The organism is Mesorhizobium ciceri WSM4083, from assembly GCF_000519305.1.
GTDB classification, from domain to species: domain Bacteria; phylum Pseudomonadota; class Alphaproteobacteria; order Rhizobiales; family Rhizobiaceae; genus Mesorhizobium; species Mesorhizobium ciceri_B.
The window spans coordinates 698,552-714,990 of the sequence record NZ_JAFG01000003.1 but is presented as its reverse complement, the minus strand read 5'-3'; the positions used below and the strand labels follow the sequence as shown (position 1 = coordinate 714,990).

The following is a 16,439-nucleotide window of genomic DNA, read 5'->3' as shown; positions in this document are numbered from 1 at the left end:
GGTCCAGCCGATGAACCCCAAATTGCGGATCGCCGGTCTGCACAAGAGCTTCGGCACCGGCGAGCGGCGCACGGAAGTGCTGCGCGACATCAATCTCGATCTTGCCGACAACGAGTTTGTCTCCCTGGTCGGCACGTCGGGCTGCGGCAAGAGCACGCTGCTGTCGATCGTGGCCGGGCTGCAGGACTTCGACGCCGGCGATCTCAGCATCGATGGCGCGCCGATCCTGCAGCCGGGTCTCGACCGTGGCGTCGTCTTCCAGTCCTACACGCTGCTTCCCTGGCTGACGGCGCGGCAGAACATCGAGTTTGCGCTCAAGGCCGCCGGTTACGATCGCCCGACCTGCCGCAGGATCGCGCTGGAGCATCTCGAACTCGTCAAGCTGTCCGACAGCGCCGACCGCTATCCGGCCGAACTCTCGGGCGGCATGAAACAGCGCGTCGCCATTGCGCGCGCGCTTTCCTACCGGCCCAAGATGCTGTTGATGGACGAGCCCTTCGGAGCGCTCGATGCCTTGACCCGGCATCAGATGCAGGAACTGCTGACCCAGATCTGGGAGGAACACAGGTTGACCGTCCTGTTTGTCACCCATGATGTGGAGGAGGCCGTCTATCTGTCGGACCGCATCGTCGTCATGGGCATCGGCCCGGGGCGTATCACGCAGACATTCAACGTGGACATCGAGCGCCCGCGCCGCGAAGAGGTGATGGAAAGCCCTGCATTCATGGACCTGCAGCGCGGCGTGCACAAGGCGATCCGCGAGGGTTCAAAACGCCCCGAAATGGCGTAGGCGCCTGTGGTCATTAGTAGGCCCAATCACGTCGCCTTGCCGACCGCCGCTTCCAGTTCCAGCTCGCCTTCGGAAATGTCGTCGAAGGAGGCGTAATTCATGTTGTAGAGGCGGGCGTAGAGGCCTTTTCTTGCCATTAGCTGTTCGTGGTTGCCGCTTTCGACGATCTCGCCGTTCTGCAGCACGATGATCCGGTCGGCGCCGCGGATGGTGGCCAGACGGTGGGCGATGACTAGGCCGGTGCGGCCTTCAAGCAGGGTGATCAGCGCCTTCTGGATCAGCATCTCGGTGTAGGAATCGATGCTGGCCGTGGCTTCGTCGAGCACGAGGATCTTTGCATCCGCCACCAGTGCGCGCGCAAAACTGATCAACTGGCGCTGGCCGAGCGAGAGATTGCCGCCGCGCTGCTCGAGTTCGGTGTCGTAGCCATCTGGCAGGTTCTCGATGAAGTCGTGAGCGCCAACGGCCTGTGCGGCGCGCACCACCTCCTCGCGGCTGGCTGATGTCTTGTGGTAGCGGATGTTTTCCAGCACCGAGCCGGAGAACAGGAACGGCTCTTGCAGCACCATGGCGACCTGATCGCCGAGCGAATCCTGGGTCAGGTCACGCACATCGTGGCCGCCGACCAGGACTTCACCCGACCACACATCGTAGAAGCGGTGCACCAGGGCCATCGAGCTCGACTTGCCCGATCCGGTTGGGCCGACAAGGGCTACGGTCTCGCCCGGGTTGACGCGGAACGAGATGTTCTTCAGCACCGGCTGGTTGTGCCTATAGCCGAAGGTGACGTTCCTGAACTCGACCGAACCGTCCATGTTGCGCGACAGCGCCACGGCACCGTGCCTGTCGCTGACATCGACCGGCACGTCGAGCACTTCGGAAATGCGCTGGCCCGAAGCCATGGCGCGCTGCATGACGCTGTACTGCATGGTCAGCGAGCGGATCGGGTCGAAGAAGCGCTGGATGTAGAACAGGAACGCCACCATGACGCCGATGTCGAGGCTGTGCGACAGCACCATCGAACCACCCACGACGATGACGGTCGCCATGGCGATGCCGGTCAGCGTGTCGACGATCGGCACCATCACCTGCGCGTATTTCGCCGACGTCAGATGGGCATTGAGATTGGCCAGCACCTTCTCGTCATAGAGGTCGAAATTGACGTGCTGGCGCTCCAGGCTCTGCACCGTGCGCACGCCGTGGATGCCTTCCGCCAGCGCGCCATTGGCGATCGAGTTGGTTTCGTGCGCGGCCATGAAGGCGACTTTGGCGCGCGGCAGCCAGAACAGGCGCACGATGAACAGCACCGGCATGGTCGACAGCGTCAGCAGGCCGAGCCGGAAATCCAGCCACAAAAGCACGCTGACGATGCCGAACAGCAGCACGATGTCGCCGACCGACATGACCGAGGTCTCGAGGAACTCCTGCATCGAATTGACGTCGCCCTGCAGACGCGACATCAGCCGCCCGACCTCGGTCTTGTCCATGAAGCTCAGCGAGACACGCTGCAGGTGGCTGAACATGGCGCGGCGCAGATCGGAGAGCACGTTTTCGGCCACTTTGCCGACGACGCTTTCCTGCACATAGCTTGCGGCATAGTTGATCAGGATGATGACGGCGAAAGTGATGATCGCGGCGATCATCACCGACTGGTCGAGCTTGCCTGCCGTCATGCCGTGGTCGATGGCGTAGCGGATGACCAGCGGGATCGCCAACTGCGTCAGCGTGAATACCAGCACTGCGGCGACCGAGATGAAGATCCGGCTCTGATATGGTTTCACGAAGCTCCAGATGCGCCTGACGATGCGCGGGTCGTAGGCTTTGCCGAAAACCTCTTCGTCGTCGCGGTGCGAGCCGACGACCGCCTTCGTCGGCCGGCCGCTGGTGTCTTCCTTGTCGTCGTCGCTCTGTGTCGACATCACGCGGCTCCCATGGCCGCCGGCCGGTCGTCTTCCGGCCGCAGCTGCAGGTCGTACAGCGCGCGATAGCGTCCACCCAGCGCCAGCAATTCCTCATGCGTGCCGCGCTCGACGATCCGGCCGCCTTCGACGAACAGGATCTGGTCGGCATGCATCAGCGAGCTCAGCCGGTGCGAGATGATGAGTGTGACGCGGTCCCTGGCGAAGCGTTTCATCGCCGCCCGGATGCGCTGTTCGGTGCCGGCGTCTATGGCCGCGGTCGAATCGTCGAAGACCAGCACCGATGGCCGCAGCATCAGGCTGCGCGCAATGGTCAGGCGCTGCCGCTGGCCGCCGGAAAGCGATGCGCCGCGTTCGCCGACGACCGTGGTGTAACCGGCCGGCAGGCCCATGATGTAATTGTGCAGCTGGGCGTACTCGGCGGCCTGCCCGATGCGGGTCTCGCGCGCCCAGGGATTGCCGTAGGCGATGTTGTTCTCGATCGAGGTGGTGAACAGGAACGCATCCTGCTGCACGACGCCGACCGCCTTGCGCAGCGATTGCAGCGTCACCGCGCGGATGTCCTGGCCGTCGATGGTGATCGAGCCCGACGTGACGTCGTAGAAGCGCGGGATCAGATGCGCGATGGTCGACTTGCCGCTGCCCGGCGGGCCGACAATGCCGATGGTCTCGCCGGACCGGGCCTCGAACGAGATGCCCGACAGCGTCGGGCGGCCGCCCGCGCCCTCATAGCGGAAGCCGACATCGTCGAAGCGCAGCACGCCGTCGGTGATGACGAGATCCTTGGCGCCGGGTGCGTCCTCGATGTCTAGCTCGGCGTCGAGCAGTTCGAACAGCCGGGTGCCGCAGGTCGAGGCGCGCGCGAAGGAGTTGACCATCAGGCCGAGCTGGCGCACCGGCATCTGCAGGATGGTCATGAAGGTGAGGAACTGCGCCAGCGTGCCGACGCTGATCTGGCCTGCGATCACCTTCTGGCCGCCGAACCACAGCACCAGCCCCATGGCGGCCAGGAACGAGAAGTTCATGGCGCTGGTGTTGGCGACGCGGATGTCGACGCGCTGATTGGCAAGTTCCAGCGCCGACAGCTTGGCGCGGTCGAATTTTTCCAGCTCATGCCGCTGCGCTGCGAAGGCCCGCACGACACGGATACCGCCGAGGTTCTCATCCATCACCCGGCTCAGCACCGAGAGGCGCTCCTGCAAAGTCAGCCAGGTGCTGCGCAGTTTGAGCTGGGTGACCGAGGACCGCCAGGCGACGAACGGCACGAAGCTCAGACTGAGCAACCCGAGCACGAGATCGGTGTTGATCAGGAGATAGGCGCCGACGCCGATCAGCACGCCGAGCAGGACGACGCGCAGGATGCCGGTGGAAAAGAACATGCGCACGCCGTCGAGATCGAGCAGGCCGAGCGTGATGAGATCGCCGGTGTGGACCCTGTCGTGGTAGGCGAAGCTCAGGCGCTGGATCTTCTCGTAGAAAGCCAGCCGCAGTTCATAGCCGGTGCGATGGCCGACGGCCTCGCCATAGTAGTTCTGCGCCATGGTGAAGAGGCCGCGCAGGATCGAGACGACAAGCAGCGTCAGCGCCGTGTTCCACAGCGCCTGTTCCGCCGCGGCCCCGGCACCCGCGGCCATGACGCCCTGCGCCTGGTCGATGGCGCGTCCCAGCAGGCGTGGAATGAAAAGCTGCAAAGTCGCGGCAATGAAGGTCGAGGCGATGGTGATGGCGACCTGCCAGGGATGGCGCAGCGTCATGCGCACGATGCGGAGCAAGGTGCTGAGGCCCTTGCCCCAGGAGGCTTCCGCCACATGGGCAAACGATTTGCCGCGCTCCGGCGCGCCGCCGATTGCTTGCGTGTTCAAGGAAATATCCAAACCAATCCGGCGGTTAGCCCGGACTAATAAAGCAGACTCAATTCAGATGACGCGATGTTACGCGCGTCCGAGTTGACGGTTCAAGAGCCAACTCTGACATCGCACTGTGCCTGTAAGCAACATGTGGTGGACGTGTTCATAGTGCGGAGACTCCGTTCGCAAGCCTCGCCTTGCCGCCAGGCATGTCGTGGTCTTCAATTCCGCGGCAATCGTCTCGCTGGTCATGGCGACGAACCTCATCGCAAAAGGCGTCGGCGCCTTCAGCGATGCATGAGCCTCGATCGGCGCGTCGAAAAATCTCTTTTGCATTGAAGCCTGGCGCGCATCCTTATATCGCATGGCTATGAAGAAAATCGGTTTCCTGTCGTTCGGGCACTGGACGCCCTCGTCGCAATCGCAAGTGCGCTCGGCTTCGGACGCGCTTTTGCAGTCCATCGAGCTGGCCGTCGCCGCCGAGCAGCTTGGCGCGGACGGGGCGTATTTCCGCGTGCATCACTTCGCCCGCCAACTCGCGTCGCCGTTCCCGCTGCTGGCGGCCGTCGGCGCCAGGACCAGCCGCATCGAGATCGGCACCGCCGTCATCGACATGCGCTACGAAAACCCGCTCTACATGGCCGAGGACGCGGGCGCTGCCGACATCATCGCCGGCGGCCGCCTGCAGCTTGGCATCAGCCGTGGCTCGCCCGAGCAGGTGATCGATGGCTGGCGCCATTTCGGCTACGCGCCGCCGGAAGGCCAGAGCGACGCCGACATGGCGCGGCATCATGCCGAGGTCTTCCTCGAGACGCTGCGGGGCGAGGGGTTCGCCCAGCCCAATCCACGGCCAATGTTCCCCAATCCGCCCGGCCTCTTGCGCCTCGAGCCGCATTCGGAGGGTTTGCGCGAGCGGATCTGGTGGGGTGCGGCCACCAATGCCACGTCGGAATGGGCGGCCAAGCTCGGCATGAACCTGCAGAGTTCGACGCTCAAATTCGACGAGAGCGGCAAGCCGTTCCACATCCAGCAGGCCGAGCAGATCCGCATCTATCGCGAGGCCTGGAAGGCGGCCGGCCACAGCCACGAGCCGCGCGTCTCGGTCAGCCGCAGCATCTTTGCACTGGTCGACGATCGCGACCGCGCCTATTTCGGACGCGGCAATGAGAGCCGCGACCAGATCGGCTTCATCGAGGAGAACACTAGGGCGATCTTCGGGCGCAGCTATGCCGCCGAGCCCGATGTGCTGATCAAGGAATTGGCGCAGGACGAGGCGATCGCCGAGGCCGACACACTGCTGCTCACCGTTCCGAACCAGCTCGGCGTCGACTACAATGCGCATGTCATCGAGGCGATCCTGACCCATGTGGCGCCGGCGCTGGGCTGGCGCTGACGTTTCGGATCAAGGCGGATAACTCCAGGGAGGTACACCATGGCGAAGAAGGCGTTGATCGCCTGGGGCGGCTGGGAAGGCCATACGCCGGAACAGAGCGCGAAGATCGTTCGCAACCTGCTTGAGCGGAACGGGTTCGACGTCACGCTGGGCCAGGGCACGGCGATGTTCGCCGATCCGCAGCTTGCTTCCTTCGATCTCATCGTGCCCGTGATCACGATGTCGACGATTGAGAAGGCCGAACTGCAGAACCTGACGCTTGCCGTTCGCGGGGGAAGCGGCCTCGGCGGCTTCCATGGCACGATGGGCGACAGTTTTCGCAACGAGCCCGACTATCAGTTCATGACCGGCGGCCAATGGGTCGCGCATCCCGGCGACATCATCGACTACACAGTGGCCGTCACCAGGCCGGACGACCCGATCACAAAGGGCGTCAGTGATTTCGCCTACCGGTCGGAGCAGTATTACATGCATGTCGACCCGAGCAACGAGGTGCTGGCCACGACCATTTTCACCGACGCGCATTTCCCGGGAATAGGCGGCGTTGTCATGCCGGTCGTCTGGAAGCGTCGCTATGGCGCGGGCAAGGTCTTCTACAGCGCTCTCGGACACAATGCCGACGAGTTCGCGGTCCCGGAAATGGCCTTGATTGTCGAGCGCGGTTTGCTTTGGGCGGCGCGCGACTAATCTCCGTCGCTCGCCAATTGCAAAAGAGAGCCGCGAACGGTGGCGGCAGCGGTATCTGCGTTCCCGTAATGGCTAGAAAACCGGTTGCTATCGAATTACCATCCGGCGAATGGCGAGGGGGATGGAATGGATCATCAGCGAACTGTATTTTTGGTCGGAGGGGGCACAGGCGGAGACGAGGAAGCCGTGTTTACACTGCACGTTGACGGTGCCGTTTGCAGCTTAACATGCGGCTACCGGGACAAGGTTATCAAGGCCGAAGAAGAAGACTTTTTCGAAGCTCTATTTCAGATACGTCAGAGGCTGGAAGTCGATGGCTTATTGCCCTTTTGTTATGGCGCGAGCGCGAATGTATATCCCGAGAATACCGTGATGGAGAAGAGTCGCGGATTGATAGCCTGCAAGGTGAAGATGGGACAATTTCCCCAAGAGACGGATCTGGTTGACATATTCGATGATGGCGTCGACGTGGTTCCGGTTTTCGTCCAAATGCAGCAGGAATTTTGGGAAGAATGGCTGGCTTCGTTACCGTCTTAGCGGCCGGACGACCCGATCACACCGGTCGCTAGTGATTTCCGCCTATCGGACGGAGCAGTATTACATGCATGTCGATCCGGGGAACGAGGTGCTGGCCACGACTACCTTCACCGACGCGCATTTCCCAGGGAAAGGCGGCGGCGTCATGCCGGTCGTCTGGAAGCGTCGCTATGGCGTGGGCAAGGTTTCAAGAGTTCCCTTGGGCACACTGCGGATGAGTTTGCGGTGCCGCAGATTGCGCTGATTGTCGAGCGCGGCCTTGTTTGGGCCGCTCGCCAGGTTTTGAGGACACGAGCATGACCGTACCGGTAAGAGATTTGCCGCTGCACACGCCCATCGATGGCCGGCACCGCAAGATGCTGATCGATGGCGCCTGGTGCGATGCGCTCAGCGGCCGGACCTTCGAGACGCGCAACCCCGCAACCGGCGCTGTGATCGGCACCGTGCCGCTCTCCGACTCCAGCGATATCGACCTTGCCGTGGCGGCGGCCAGGCGCGCCTTCGATGGACCGTGGAGCCGGTTCAAGCCGTATGAGCGCCAGGTGCTGCTGCTCAAGATCGCCGACCTGATGGAGCGCCACTGGGAAGAGATCGCGCTGTCCGACACCACGGATATGGGCATGCCCATCGTGCGCACGCTGGCCAACAAGAACCGCGTGCTCGGCATGCTGCGCTTCTATGCCGGCATGGCGACGTCGATCCATGGCCACACGATCGGCAATTCGCTGCCGGGCGAGATCATCTCCTACACGCGCAAGGAACCGGTTGGTGTCGTCGGCGCCATCATTCCCTGGAACGCGCCGACCGCCGCCTCGATCTGGAAGATCGGTCCGGCGCTGGCGACCGGCTGCACCATCGTGCTGAAACCTTCCGAGGAAGCGCCGCTGACGCCGCTGCTGATCGGTGCGCTGATGATGGAGGCCGGCGTGCCGCCCGGCGTCGTCAACGTCGTCACCGGCGCGGGTGCGGAAGCCGGCGCGCCGCTTGCCGCCCATATGGACGTCGACAAGATCGTCTTCACCGGCTCGACAGCGACCGGCCAGAACATCCTGCGAGCCTCGGCCGGCAACATGAAACGCGTTTCGCTGGAGCTCGGCGGCAAGTCGCCGGTCATTGTCTGCGCCGACGCCGATCTCGAGCGCGCCGTGCCGATCGCGGCGATGTCGGTGTTCGCCAACTCCGGCCAGATCTGCATCGCCGGCTCGCGGCTGTTCGTGGAACGGCCGATCCATGACGAATTCGTCGAGCGGGTCTCGGCCTTTGCGGCAAAACTCAGGATCGGCGACGGCGCCGACCCCGAGACCGAGATCGGACCGCTGATTTCGCCCCGCCAGCTCGAACGCGTCACAGGCTTCATCCAGGACGGTACCAGGCAAGGCGCAAGGCTGGTCACCGGCGGCAACCGCATTGCCGAGGGCGCGCTCGGCGCCGGCAACTTCATCGCGCCGAGCGTGTTTTCCGGCGTCACCGACGACATGCGCATCGCCCGGGAGGAAATCTTCGGCCCGGTGATTTCGGCGCTGCCGTTCGACACGCTGGACGAGGTGGTGCGGCGCGGCAACGACACGCCCTACGGGCTGGGCGCCGGCGTGTTCACCCGCGACCTTGGCAAGGCGCATCAACTGGCCAACCGCCTGCGCGCCGGCTCGGTCTGGGTCAACACCTACCACGCCATCGACCCGGCGGTGCCGTTCGGCGGCTACAAGATGAGCGGCTACGGACGCGAGGGCGGCGCCGAGCATCTCGACGAATATCTGAACACGAAAGGCGTGTGGATCAGGACGGATTGAGAGACCACTTGGAAACGCTGCTCCTGCTGTGTCTGGGGCTTATGCGCTTGTCGGCGCGTAAGAGCTGCGCCTGTTCACCCAAAAATGGAGTGAAGGGTGATGTACATTCCCCAAATACCCAAACCGACGCCCGCTCCAAAAAGTGAAACGACAAGGCGCGTCTCGCCTCTCGACGTGGACGGTTTCAGCCTATCCTGAAGCAGTACCCATCCGGAGAAGATAGCAAGGACGACGGACATAGCGAACATCGCGATAAGATGCTTTTGGGGTAGAAAGGTCGTAGCAGAATGCCCGCAACGCCAACCGCCACGAAGGCTGCAACCAATGCTTTGTTGCGACGGGGTAGACGATCGTTCATGCGGACTGATTTCCTTATCCAATGCCGCAGGTGATAGCATAAGCGCCGGCAGTTCGCCCGTCATCCAAGCGCACCACCGCCGTCACGATCGACCCGTACGGACCTCGCCAGACGCTGTGCAGCCGCTGATGCTCGACGGCCGGGACGAGCGCTCGTCCGCTGAAGCGCGGACCGTTCCGTTGCAGCGCAACGGCCTCTCCGTTGACATCCACTTGGACGCTGGCCGCCTCAGTTACTTCGCAAAGCAGGTCAAGCTCGATGATGATCTCGTCCTGACCGCCGGAAGCTCGCGTCTCGGCGGCAAGCGTGATGGCGAACGCTGGCGCCTTGCTGTCGCCGGCTCGGGCGGGGCGGCCTGAAAACACATCGTCGGCAAGTTCCGGCGTGCGGGGCGGGCTGGTGCGGCGCTGACTGGCACGTTCGAAATCGCCGGCCATGCGCAGCAGCCTTTCGTCGTCGTAGGCCTTGCCAGCAAAAGTGAGGCCGACCGGCATGCCGATATCGGCCATGGTTCCCATCGGCACGGTGACGGTGGGGATGCCGAAATGGCGCCAGACCAGATTGCCGTTGGCGACCCAGGTGCCATTGCGCCAGGCAAGGGCGGCGGACGCCTCGTCGATGTCTGCATCGGCCGGTCCGACATCGGCGGCGGCGGGCAGCACCACGGCGTCGATGCCATGGGCGTCCAGCCAGTCCTCGAAATCGATCCGCCTTGTCGCTTCGAGGCCCTTCAGGCCTTCTTCAATCGTCGGGATTTCCGTGACGGGCGTGACGCCGGACCGCGCCCGCTCGACATATTCCCTCAGGTCGAAGCCGCCCTCATAGCGGTCGGGCAGCGTGCCCGGCGGCTGCGGGAAGATCTTTGGGCCGTCGACCGAGACGAGATCGGGAAGCGCCGGGTCGGCGTTGGCGCGCAAAAAGTCGTCCCAGCCCCAGATGCAGAGATCCCAGAGTTCGCGATCGGCGAACTCTGGGGGCATCAGCCCGCGCTCGACCATGGTGTGCGCACCGGGGCGGTCGCGCTCATAGTTGGAAACGACGGGAAAATCGACCTCGACCACCTCGGCGCCAAGCCGCGTGAGATCGGCCGCTGCCTGTTCCCACAGGACAAGTACCGAGGCGCGGGTTTCGATCGGCGCATCGGTCTCGCTGTCTCTGCCGATATACATTCTGGGCACGCCTAGGCGCTTGCCTTTCAGCGATCCCGCCAGTGCGAGATCGGTATAGCGGGGCGGCCGTACATCGGAGCTTTTCGGCAGCTTGACCCAGGGCTGCGCGCGCCAGAAATCGCCTCGCGTCTCGGGATCGTCGGCGACGATGATGTCAAGCAATTCGAGCATGTCGGGCATTGTCCGCGCGTGCGGCACCACGACATCCATGGTCGGCACCAGGGGCCAGTTGCCGCGCACCGAAATGACGCCGCGCGACGGCGTGTAGGCGACCAGCGCATTGTTGGTGGCCGGCGCGCGGCCGGACGACCAGGTTTCCTCGCCAAGCCCGAAGGCGCAGAAGCTGGCCGCTGTCGCCGTGCCGGAGCCATTGGACGAGCCCGACGCGAAGGCGGCGGTCAGATAGTCGCCATTGTAAGGGCTCTCGGCGCGGCCATAGACGCCGCGCTGCATGCCGCCATTGGCCATTGGCGGCATGTTGGTCAGCCCGATCAGAACAGCGCCGCCGGCGCGCAGCCGGGCGATGGTGAAGGCATCCTCATTGGCAATGAGATGCTCGAAGGCGGGCGAACCGGCGGCGACCGTCAGGCCTGACACCTTGTAGCTGTCCTTGGCGGTGTAGGGGATGCCGTCGAGTGGCCCGAGCACGGCGCCGTTGCGGCGGCGCCGGTCGGAAGCGGCGGCCTCCTCGAACATCGCGGGATTGAGCACGGGAACGGCATTGAGGGCGATGCCGTGCCGGTCAAAATGCGCGATGCGCCTCAGATACGCCCCGACCAGTTCGACGCTGGTGACGGTGCCGTCATCGAGCGCCCGGCGCAGTTGCTCGATCGTCGCTTCGACGAGATGAAGGCTGGCATCGGTCATCACTGGTTCCAGGCTTTCGTTACAATCCTATGGATGAGCGAGGCAGCTGGCTTCGGCAAGAGCCTATCGCGGTCTTCTCGGAACTTTTGTCCGGCTGGCGGTTTTGGATGTATAGTGTGATTCCGGAATGGCCAGAAGGGTGTGCCGATGACCACGAAATGCGTTGCGATCCTAGCTCTCGCTGTCGCCATGGGCTCAAGCGTTTGTGCCCCGGCGTTCGCTGGCGACCGGCATCACGACCGCCGGGTGCAATCCGAACGCTATGTTCCCGCCGAAGGCGATCTCATCGACATCCTGTTCGGCGGCCCGCGCTACTACGATCAGCAGTTGGTGACGACGGCCGCCGGCGCGTGCTCCTACCATCGCGTCGGACCCGACGCGAATGCGGTGAACAAGATCAACGACCATCACTGTGGGAAGTAGGCGGCAGGCGGCGCCTCAGCGCCCGCCACTTTCCTTCATCCGCTCGATGATCTCGGCCATCAGCGCCAGGTCGCGGCGTGAATCGGCGAGGTCGGTTAGCGGCTTTGTGCCTTCGATGATGTGGCGGTGGAAAATCTCGAGTTCATTCGAGAAAGCATCGCCGTAGAGCGGGCCGAAGGTTTTCGTCACCGGGCCAAGCGGGCCGGCATCGGTGACTTCCAGCCGCGTCGGCAGGCTGCGGATGTAGGGCGTGTCGTAGATGATGCGCACGCGCCTGGTGTTGGAGCGGACCTCGATCATGGCGTCGAACAGGCCGAGATCGTCGACCACCGCGTCGTAGAGGCAAGCGAAATGGCCGTAGTCGAAGGTGACCGATGTGTTGGCGCCGCCATTGGTGCGGTGCGCGGCCAGCACGCGCGCCGGCTCGCCGATCAGCCCGCGCATCGCCGAAATGTGGTGCGAGGAAAGCGCCGTCAGCCCGCGATAGGCGCGCACCAGATCGGCCGGCGCATCGGCGCCGACCACTTCGCGGATCAGCGCGTCGCGCTCCTTGGCACCACGCGCCAGCAGGGCGGGGTCTATGTCGTTGGGATAGAGGACGTTCTGGCTCTTCTTGAGGAAATGCCGGCCTTCAGAGATCAGGTCGAAGATGCGGACATGGGTGATGTCGGCGAAGGCCGGCAGCTCGTCCCTGGCGGCCAGATAGGCCGGCGCGTAGCGGCGCATATAGCCGACGAACAGGGTCTTGTCGTAGCCCGGCATCAGCGCCAGCAGATCGTCGATCTCGCGCACCGTCAGACAGGCGGGCTTTTCCAGCAGGATGTGCTTGTTGGCGGCAATCGCCGCGTGCACGAAGCGGCTGTGGGTGTCGTCGGATGACAGCACGAACACCGCGTCGATGTCGGGTGACGCTATCAGGGCCTCGGCCGTCTCGAAGGCCTTTGCCGTCGGATGTTGCGAGGTGCACAGTGCCACCAGACTCGGCGACACATCGTACACGCCCGCGATCACCCAGCGCCCGCGCTGATCGCTTAGCACCGGCAGATGGATCGACTGCGCGACCTCTCCAAGACCTACAAGTCCGACACGAATTGGTGCCACCGGCAAACTCCCTTTTGATTTCAAATCTGATGCTGCAGGACTATGCCGCGCCGGTGACCAGCGCGACGAGCTCGTTGCCTGATGTTTCGGAAGCGCGCACCGTCGCTGCCATCTTTCCCGCCCGCATCACCCAGATCTGGTCGGACAGGCGGCGGACCTGATCGAAATTGTGGCTGACCAGGATGACTGAGACCGACTGCTCGCGCAGACGCCGGATCAGAGCCTCGACATTGGCCGTCTCCTGCACGCCGAGTGCTGCCGTCGGTTCGTCCATCACCACCAGCTTGGCGCCGGAGCCGACGGCGCGGCAGATCGAGATCGCCTGCCGCTGGCCGCCCGACAGGCGTCGCACACGCTGGTTGACCGACGGCATGTTGATCGACAGCCGCGACAGCATGGAGCGGGCCTCGCGTTTCATCGCCTTGCGGTCGAGGAAAGCGAAGGGACCGATGCGGCGCACGATCTCGCGGTTCAGGAACAAGTTCTGGGCGACCGTCAGTTCGTCGATCAGCGCCAGGTTCTGGTGCACGGTCTCGATGCCGGCCTTGCGCGCCTCGTCCGGGTTGGCGAAGGGCCGCGCGCGGCCGTCGAAGAACAGATTGCCGGCGTCGGGCTGATGCACGCCGACCAGGCTGCGGATCAGCGTCGACTTGCCGGCGCCATTGTCGCCGATGACGGCGGTGACCTCGCCGCGACGGGCCTGGAAGGCGACGTCGGTGAAGGCGCGGATGCCGCCGAAATGCTTGCTCAGCCCTTCGCAGGCGATGATCGCCTCAGCGGCGGGGATGTGATGGGGCGCGCTCATTTCTGATACCGCATGATCAGCGCCGCCAGCACCACGATAGCGCCCACGGCAAGCGGTTGGTAGAAAGCCGAGACGTTGAGCAAGGTCAGGCCGTTGACGAGTGCGGTGAGCATCAGCGCGCCGATCGCCGGTCCCAGAATGCTGGCGCGGCCGCCGAACAGGCTGACGCCGCCCAGCACCACCGCCGCCACCGAATTCAAGAGCAGGCTGGTGTTGATCTGCGGTTCGGCCGAGCCGATGCGGGCGACCAGGAGAATGGCCGCGATGCCGGCGCAGAGACCGGAAATCGTATAGGCGGCGATCTTGACCCGGTCGGTGCGGATGCCGAGCGCGCCGGCGCTTTCCGCCTGGCCGCCGGTCGCCAGCAAATGCACGCCGAAGCGCGTGTGGTAGAGCGCGATATGGGCGACGATGACGGCTGCGATCGCTACCCAGACCGGATAACCGAACGGTCCGAGCGAGCCGGAGGCGAGCCTGAGCAGGAAGGTCGAGCCGACCATGGTCGGTTCACCGCCTGACAGGATGAGGCCAAGGCCGGTGATGCCCGACAGCGTGCCGAGCGTCACCACGAAGTCGGGGATCTTGCCTGCCGTGATGATCAGCCCGTTGAGGAAGCCGACCACGCTGGTGGCGAGAACCGCGAGCACGCAGGCGATGAAGATGCCGTAGCCGGCGGCATTGACGAGGCCGAGGATGATGGCGCCGAGCATGACGGCTGCCGCCAGCGACAGGTCGATGCCCGAGGTGGCGATGACGAAGGTCTGGCCGATCGACAGCACGACCAGGATCGCCGCCGCCAGCAGCAGCGCCTGCAGATTGGCGACGCTGAGAAAGACCGGCTGCGCGATGCCGAAGACGATGACGAGGCCGACCAGGCCGACGACGGATGCCCAGTCGGCCCAGAAGGAGGGATCGAGGAGGAGAGCCGCCAGGGAGGGACGGCTCTCCTCCGCACCCGCCGAATGGGCGGCGGGCGCGTTGTCTGCAGGTGTGCTCACTTCAGCATCTCGCGGAAGGGATCGGGATAGTCGCCGCCCGGACGCGGGAAATTCTTCAGCGAAGCTTCGGCATTGTCCTTGTTGATCAACAGCACAGGCGCCGGCACGTTGGCCGGCAGTTCCTTGCCCTTGGCCGCGATAGCACAGGCTTCGACGCCCATGGCGCCGACGACATAGGGGTATTGCGCGACGGTGGCGGTGAGTTCGCCTGATGCGATCGACTTCAGCGCATCGACGATGCCGTCGAGGCCGATCACCTTGACGTCCTTGCCCGAGGTCCGCACGGCGCGCTCGACGCCGAGCGCCATGATGTCGTTGGCGGCGAAGAAGCCGGCGAGATCGGGATGGGCGGCGAGGATATCGGTGGCGGCGGTCAACGCTTTCTCGCGATCCCAGTCAGCGCTGACCATCACCACGATTTCGAGTTTTCCTTCCACTGCCTGCCTGAAACCCTTGATGCGGGCGTTGGAGCCGACATCGCCGACGATACCAGCGACCAGCGCGACCTTGGAACCTTTCGGCACCAGCTTCAGCATCTCTTCGCCGGCCAGCGCGCCTGCGGCGACATTGTCGGTGCCGATATAAGTCGAGACGGCAAAGCCGGCGGCCTTGGCCTGCTCGGGGTCGATGGTCGAGTCGATGTTGACGATCGGTTTCTTCTTCTGGGCGACCGGCACCAGCGCCTGGACGAGGTTGGAGACGCTGATCGGGTTGACCAGGTAGCAATCGAAATCCTGCATGGCCATGGCGGTCAGGCGGTCGGCCTGGCCGGTGGCGTCACCCATGTTGGCGGCGGCCTGGACGCTGACATTGACGCCGTTGGCCTTGGCCTGCTCCTCGATGCCCTTCTGCATGGTCTGGAAGAACGGGTTGTCGAGGCCTTTGACGATGGCCGCGACTTTCGCCGCATCCTCGGCGTGGGCGGGCGCTGAGACGATGGTGGCAAGCATGCCGGAGCCAAGCAGGCTGGTGCCGAGTTTCAGGCAATTGAACACGCGCATGGTTTTTCCTCCTCCTGATTGTTTTATGGGCTGCATCAATGTCGCTGTCCGGCGACTGCAATGTCCGACCGCGCGCAAGCAACCCCAGTGCCTGGCGCGACGATCCGCCAACAGGCTGCTGCCCGCTTTGTGGTGTGCGGGTCGCAGCCCCGGTTCGGGCGCTTTTCGATGTCAGGCATTGCTCCTCCCAGAGCGCCGGCCGATGCCATGCCGGCGTTTGCGCATGTTTTATAAAAAATTGACACGCGTCAAGATTTAAAATGTGCGTAGCGATTTTGACTATGCGCCCTGCGGGCATGACTGTGCTGCCGGCATGCGCTACAACCAAGGCGCGAAAAAAAGTGCCGGCCTCAGGGAACCACTTGGGGGATGTCCGCGTTGGTCGCGACTTTTGTGCAGAGGAGGTTTCGGGTGGGGCGTTTCGAAATCGTGGAAGAGCCGACGGGTACGTTTTCGATTTTCGACACAATCACGGAATTGCCGGCAACGGTCGAAGGGGGCGTGTGCATTGGGCTTTATCGGCACGAAGTGCCGCTGGCGCTGCTTGCAGCGGTAGAAACGGTCCAGCCCGGCCCTTTTTCGCCGCTGCCCTCATTGTCGGTGTTGAACGACTGGCGGGCTCATCGAGACGGTCTGTTGGCATGAGCAAAGCTGCCCGATGTCGCATCGAAAATCATACCCTATGGGAAATCACGCCCTGTTGTCGAAAGCGGCGGTGAGGCATGGAAAGCAAGGGGAGGTTGCAGTGCGTCGG

General features: G+C 63.9%; 14 protein-coding genes and 1 pseudogene. 8 read left to right on the top strand and 7 right to left on the bottom strand.

The window, feature by feature from the left end; all coding sequences use genetic code 11:
* The first annotated feature begins 10 nt into the window (after positions 1-10).
* Positions 11-790, top strand: a complete 780-nt coding sequence (locus MESCI2_RS0103640; RefSeq protein WP_027035362.1) for an ABC transporter ATP-binding protein — start codon at positions 11-13, stop codon at positions 788-790.
* A 26-nt stretch (positions 791-816) separates the two neighbouring features.
* Here the strand turns inward: MESCI2_RS0103640 and MESCI2_RS0103635 are convergent, their stop codons facing one another.
* Both MESCI2_RS0103635 and MESCI2_RS0103630 read right to left on the bottom strand, forming a co-directional pair.
* Positions 817-2,709: an ABC transporter ATP-binding protein gene (locus MESCI2_RS0103635; RefSeq protein WP_027035361.1), complete on the bottom strand. Its 1,893-nt coding sequence runs from the start codon at positions 2,707-2,709 to the stop codon at positions 817-819.
* Positions 2,709-4,571, bottom strand: coding sequence for an ABC transporter ATP-binding protein (locus tag MESCI2_RS0103630; protein ID WP_027035360.1), 1,863 nt, complete (start codon positions 4,569-4,571; stop codon positions 2,709-2,711). The genes MESCI2_RS0103635 and MESCI2_RS0103630 overlap by 1 nt, the downstream gene beginning before the upstream one ends.
* 355 nt (positions 4,572-4,926) lie before the next feature.
* Here MESCI2_RS0103630 and MESCI2_RS0103620 point away from each other — a divergent pair, with 355 nt between their 5' ends.
* The 5 genes and pseudogenes from MESCI2_RS0103620 to MESCI2_RS0103600 all read left to right on the top strand — a co-directional run bounded on the left by MESCI2_RS0103620 (position 4,927) and on the right by MESCI2_RS0103600 (position 8,963).
* The gene (locus MESCI2_RS0103620) at positions 4,927-5,949 is read left to right on the top strand and encodes an LLM class flavin-dependent oxidoreductase (protein WP_027035359.1); all 1,023 of its coding nucleotides are present in this window, start codon (positions 4,927-4,929) and stop codon (positions 5,947-5,949) included.
* Positions 5,950-5,988: 39 nt separating this feature from the next.
* On the top strand, positions 5,989-6,636 hold the full coding sequence (locus MESCI2_RS0103615; RefSeq protein WP_027035358.1) for a ThuA domain-containing protein: 648 nt from the start codon (positions 5,989-5,991) through the stop codon (positions 6,634-6,636).
* Between the two features lie 126 nt (positions 6,637-6,762).
* Positions 6,763-7,173: a hypothetical protein gene (locus MESCI2_RS0103610; RefSeq protein ID WP_027035357.1), complete on the top strand. Its 411-nt coding sequence runs from the start codon at positions 6,763-6,765 to the stop codon at positions 7,171-7,173.
* Positions 7,174-7,473, top strand: a pseudogene (locus tag MESCI2_RS1000000138720) (ThuA domain-containing protein); the annotation flags it as partial. It lies immediately after the preceding gene.
* Positions 7,470-8,963 carry an aldehyde dehydrogenase family protein gene (locus MESCI2_RS0103600; protein WP_032900302.1) on the top strand — a complete coding sequence of 498 codons (1,494 nt, stop codon included), beginning with the start codon at positions 7,470-7,472 and terminating at the stop codon, positions 8,961-8,963. The pseudogene MESCI2_RS1000000138720 and the gene MESCI2_RS0103600, both read left to right, overlap by 4 nt.
* Positions 8,964-9,335: 372 nt before the next feature.
* On the opposite strand, the gene MESCI2_RS0103590 is transcribed toward MESCI2_RS0103600, so the two are convergent.
* Positions 9,336-11,357: an amidase gene (locus MESCI2_RS0103590; RefSeq protein ID WP_027035354.1), complete on the bottom strand. Its 2,022-nt coding sequence runs from the start codon at positions 11,355-11,357 to the stop codon at positions 9,336-9,338.
* 147 nt (positions 11,358-11,504) lie between these two features.
* On the opposite strand from MESCI2_RS0103590, the gene MESCI2_RS0103585 reads away from it, so the two are divergent.
* Entirely contained in the window at positions 11,505-11,780 is a 276-nt protein-coding gene (locus MESCI2_RS0103585) for a hypothetical protein (protein ID WP_027035353.1), read from the top strand.
* A 15-nt stretch (positions 11,781-11,795) separates the two neighbouring features.
* On the opposite strand, the gene MESCI2_RS0103580 is transcribed toward MESCI2_RS0103585, so the two are convergent.
* The 4 genes from MESCI2_RS0103580 to MESCI2_RS0103565 are packed head-to-tail and all read right to left on the bottom strand — an operon-like array spanning position 11,796 to position 15,685.
* Positions 11,796-12,881 (bottom strand): Gfo/Idh/MocA family protein, encoded by a 1,086-nt coding sequence (locus MESCI2_RS0103580; protein ID WP_027035352.1) that lies wholly within the window; start codon positions 12,879-12,881, stop codon positions 11,796-11,798.
* A gap of 40 nt (positions 12,882-12,921) precedes the next feature.
* Positions 12,922-13,686: an ATP-binding cassette domain-containing protein gene (locus MESCI2_RS0103575; protein ID WP_027035351.1), complete on the bottom strand. Its 765-nt coding sequence runs from the start codon at positions 13,684-13,686 to the stop codon at positions 12,922-12,924.
* Positions 13,683-14,684 (bottom strand): ABC transporter permease, encoded by a 1,002-nt coding sequence (locus MESCI2_RS0103570; protein WP_027035350.1) that lies wholly within the window; start codon positions 14,682-14,684, stop codon positions 13,683-13,685. The genes MESCI2_RS0103575 and MESCI2_RS0103570 overlap by 4 nt, the downstream gene beginning before the upstream one ends.
* Complete coding sequence (locus MESCI2_RS0103565; protein WP_027035349.1) at positions 14,681-15,685, bottom strand: sugar ABC transporter substrate-binding protein; 1,005 nt, start codon at positions 15,683-15,685, stop codon at positions 14,681-14,683. Before MESCI2_RS0103565 ends, MESCI2_RS0103570 begins: the two co-directional genes overlap by 4 nt.
* Positions 15,686-16,096: 411 nt before the next feature.
* On the opposite strand from MESCI2_RS0103565, the gene MESCI2_RS0103560 reads away from it, so the two are divergent.
* Positions 16,097-16,330 (top strand): hypothetical protein, encoded by a 234-nt coding sequence (locus MESCI2_RS0103560; RefSeq protein ID WP_081738613.1) that lies wholly within the window; start codon positions 16,097-16,099, stop codon positions 16,328-16,330.
* Positions 16,331-16,439 lie beyond the last annotated feature (109 nt).

Excerpts from the sequence above, each read along its gene's own strand:
- MESCI2_RS0103640 (WP_027035362.1), top strand. The coding sequence starts at position 11 with ATGAACCCCAAATTGCGGATCGCCGGTCTGCACAAGAGCTTCGGCACC.
- MESCI2_RS0103635 (WP_027035361.1), bottom strand. The coding sequence starts at position 2,709 with ATGTCGACACAGAGCGACGACGACAAGGAAGACACCAGCGGCCGGCCG.
- MESCI2_RS0103620 (WP_027035359.1), top strand. The coding sequence starts at position 4,927 with ATGAAGAAAATCGGTTTCCTGTCGTTCGGGCACTGGACGCCCTCGTCG.
- MESCI2_RS0103615 (WP_027035358.1), top strand. The coding sequence starts at position 5,989 with ATGGCGAAGAAGGCGTTGATCGCCTGGGGCGGCTGGGAAGGCCATACG.
- MESCI2_RS0103610 (WP_027035357.1), top strand. The coding sequence starts at position 6,763 with ATGGATCATCAGCGAACTGTATTTTTGGTCGGAGGGGGCACAGGCGGA.
- MESCI2_RS0103600 (WP_032900302.1), top strand. The coding sequence starts at position 7,470 with ATGACCGTACCGGTAAGAGATTTGCCGCTGCACACGCCCATCGATGGC.
- MESCI2_RS0103590 (WP_027035354.1), bottom strand. The coding sequence starts at position 11,357 with ATGACCGATGCCAGCCTTCATCTCGTCGAAGCGACGATCGAGCAACTG.
- MESCI2_RS0103585 (WP_027035353.1), top strand. The coding sequence starts at position 11,505 with ATGACCACGAAATGCGTTGCGATCCTAGCTCTCGCTGTCGCCATGGGC.
- MESCI2_RS0103575 (WP_027035351.1), bottom strand. The coding sequence starts at position 13,686 with ATGAGCGCGCCCCATCACATCCCCGCCGCTGAGGCGATCATCGCCTGC.
- MESCI2_RS0103565 (WP_027035349.1), bottom strand. The coding sequence starts at position 15,685 with ATGCGCGTGTTCAATTGCCTGAAACTCGGCACCAGCCTGCTTGGCTCC.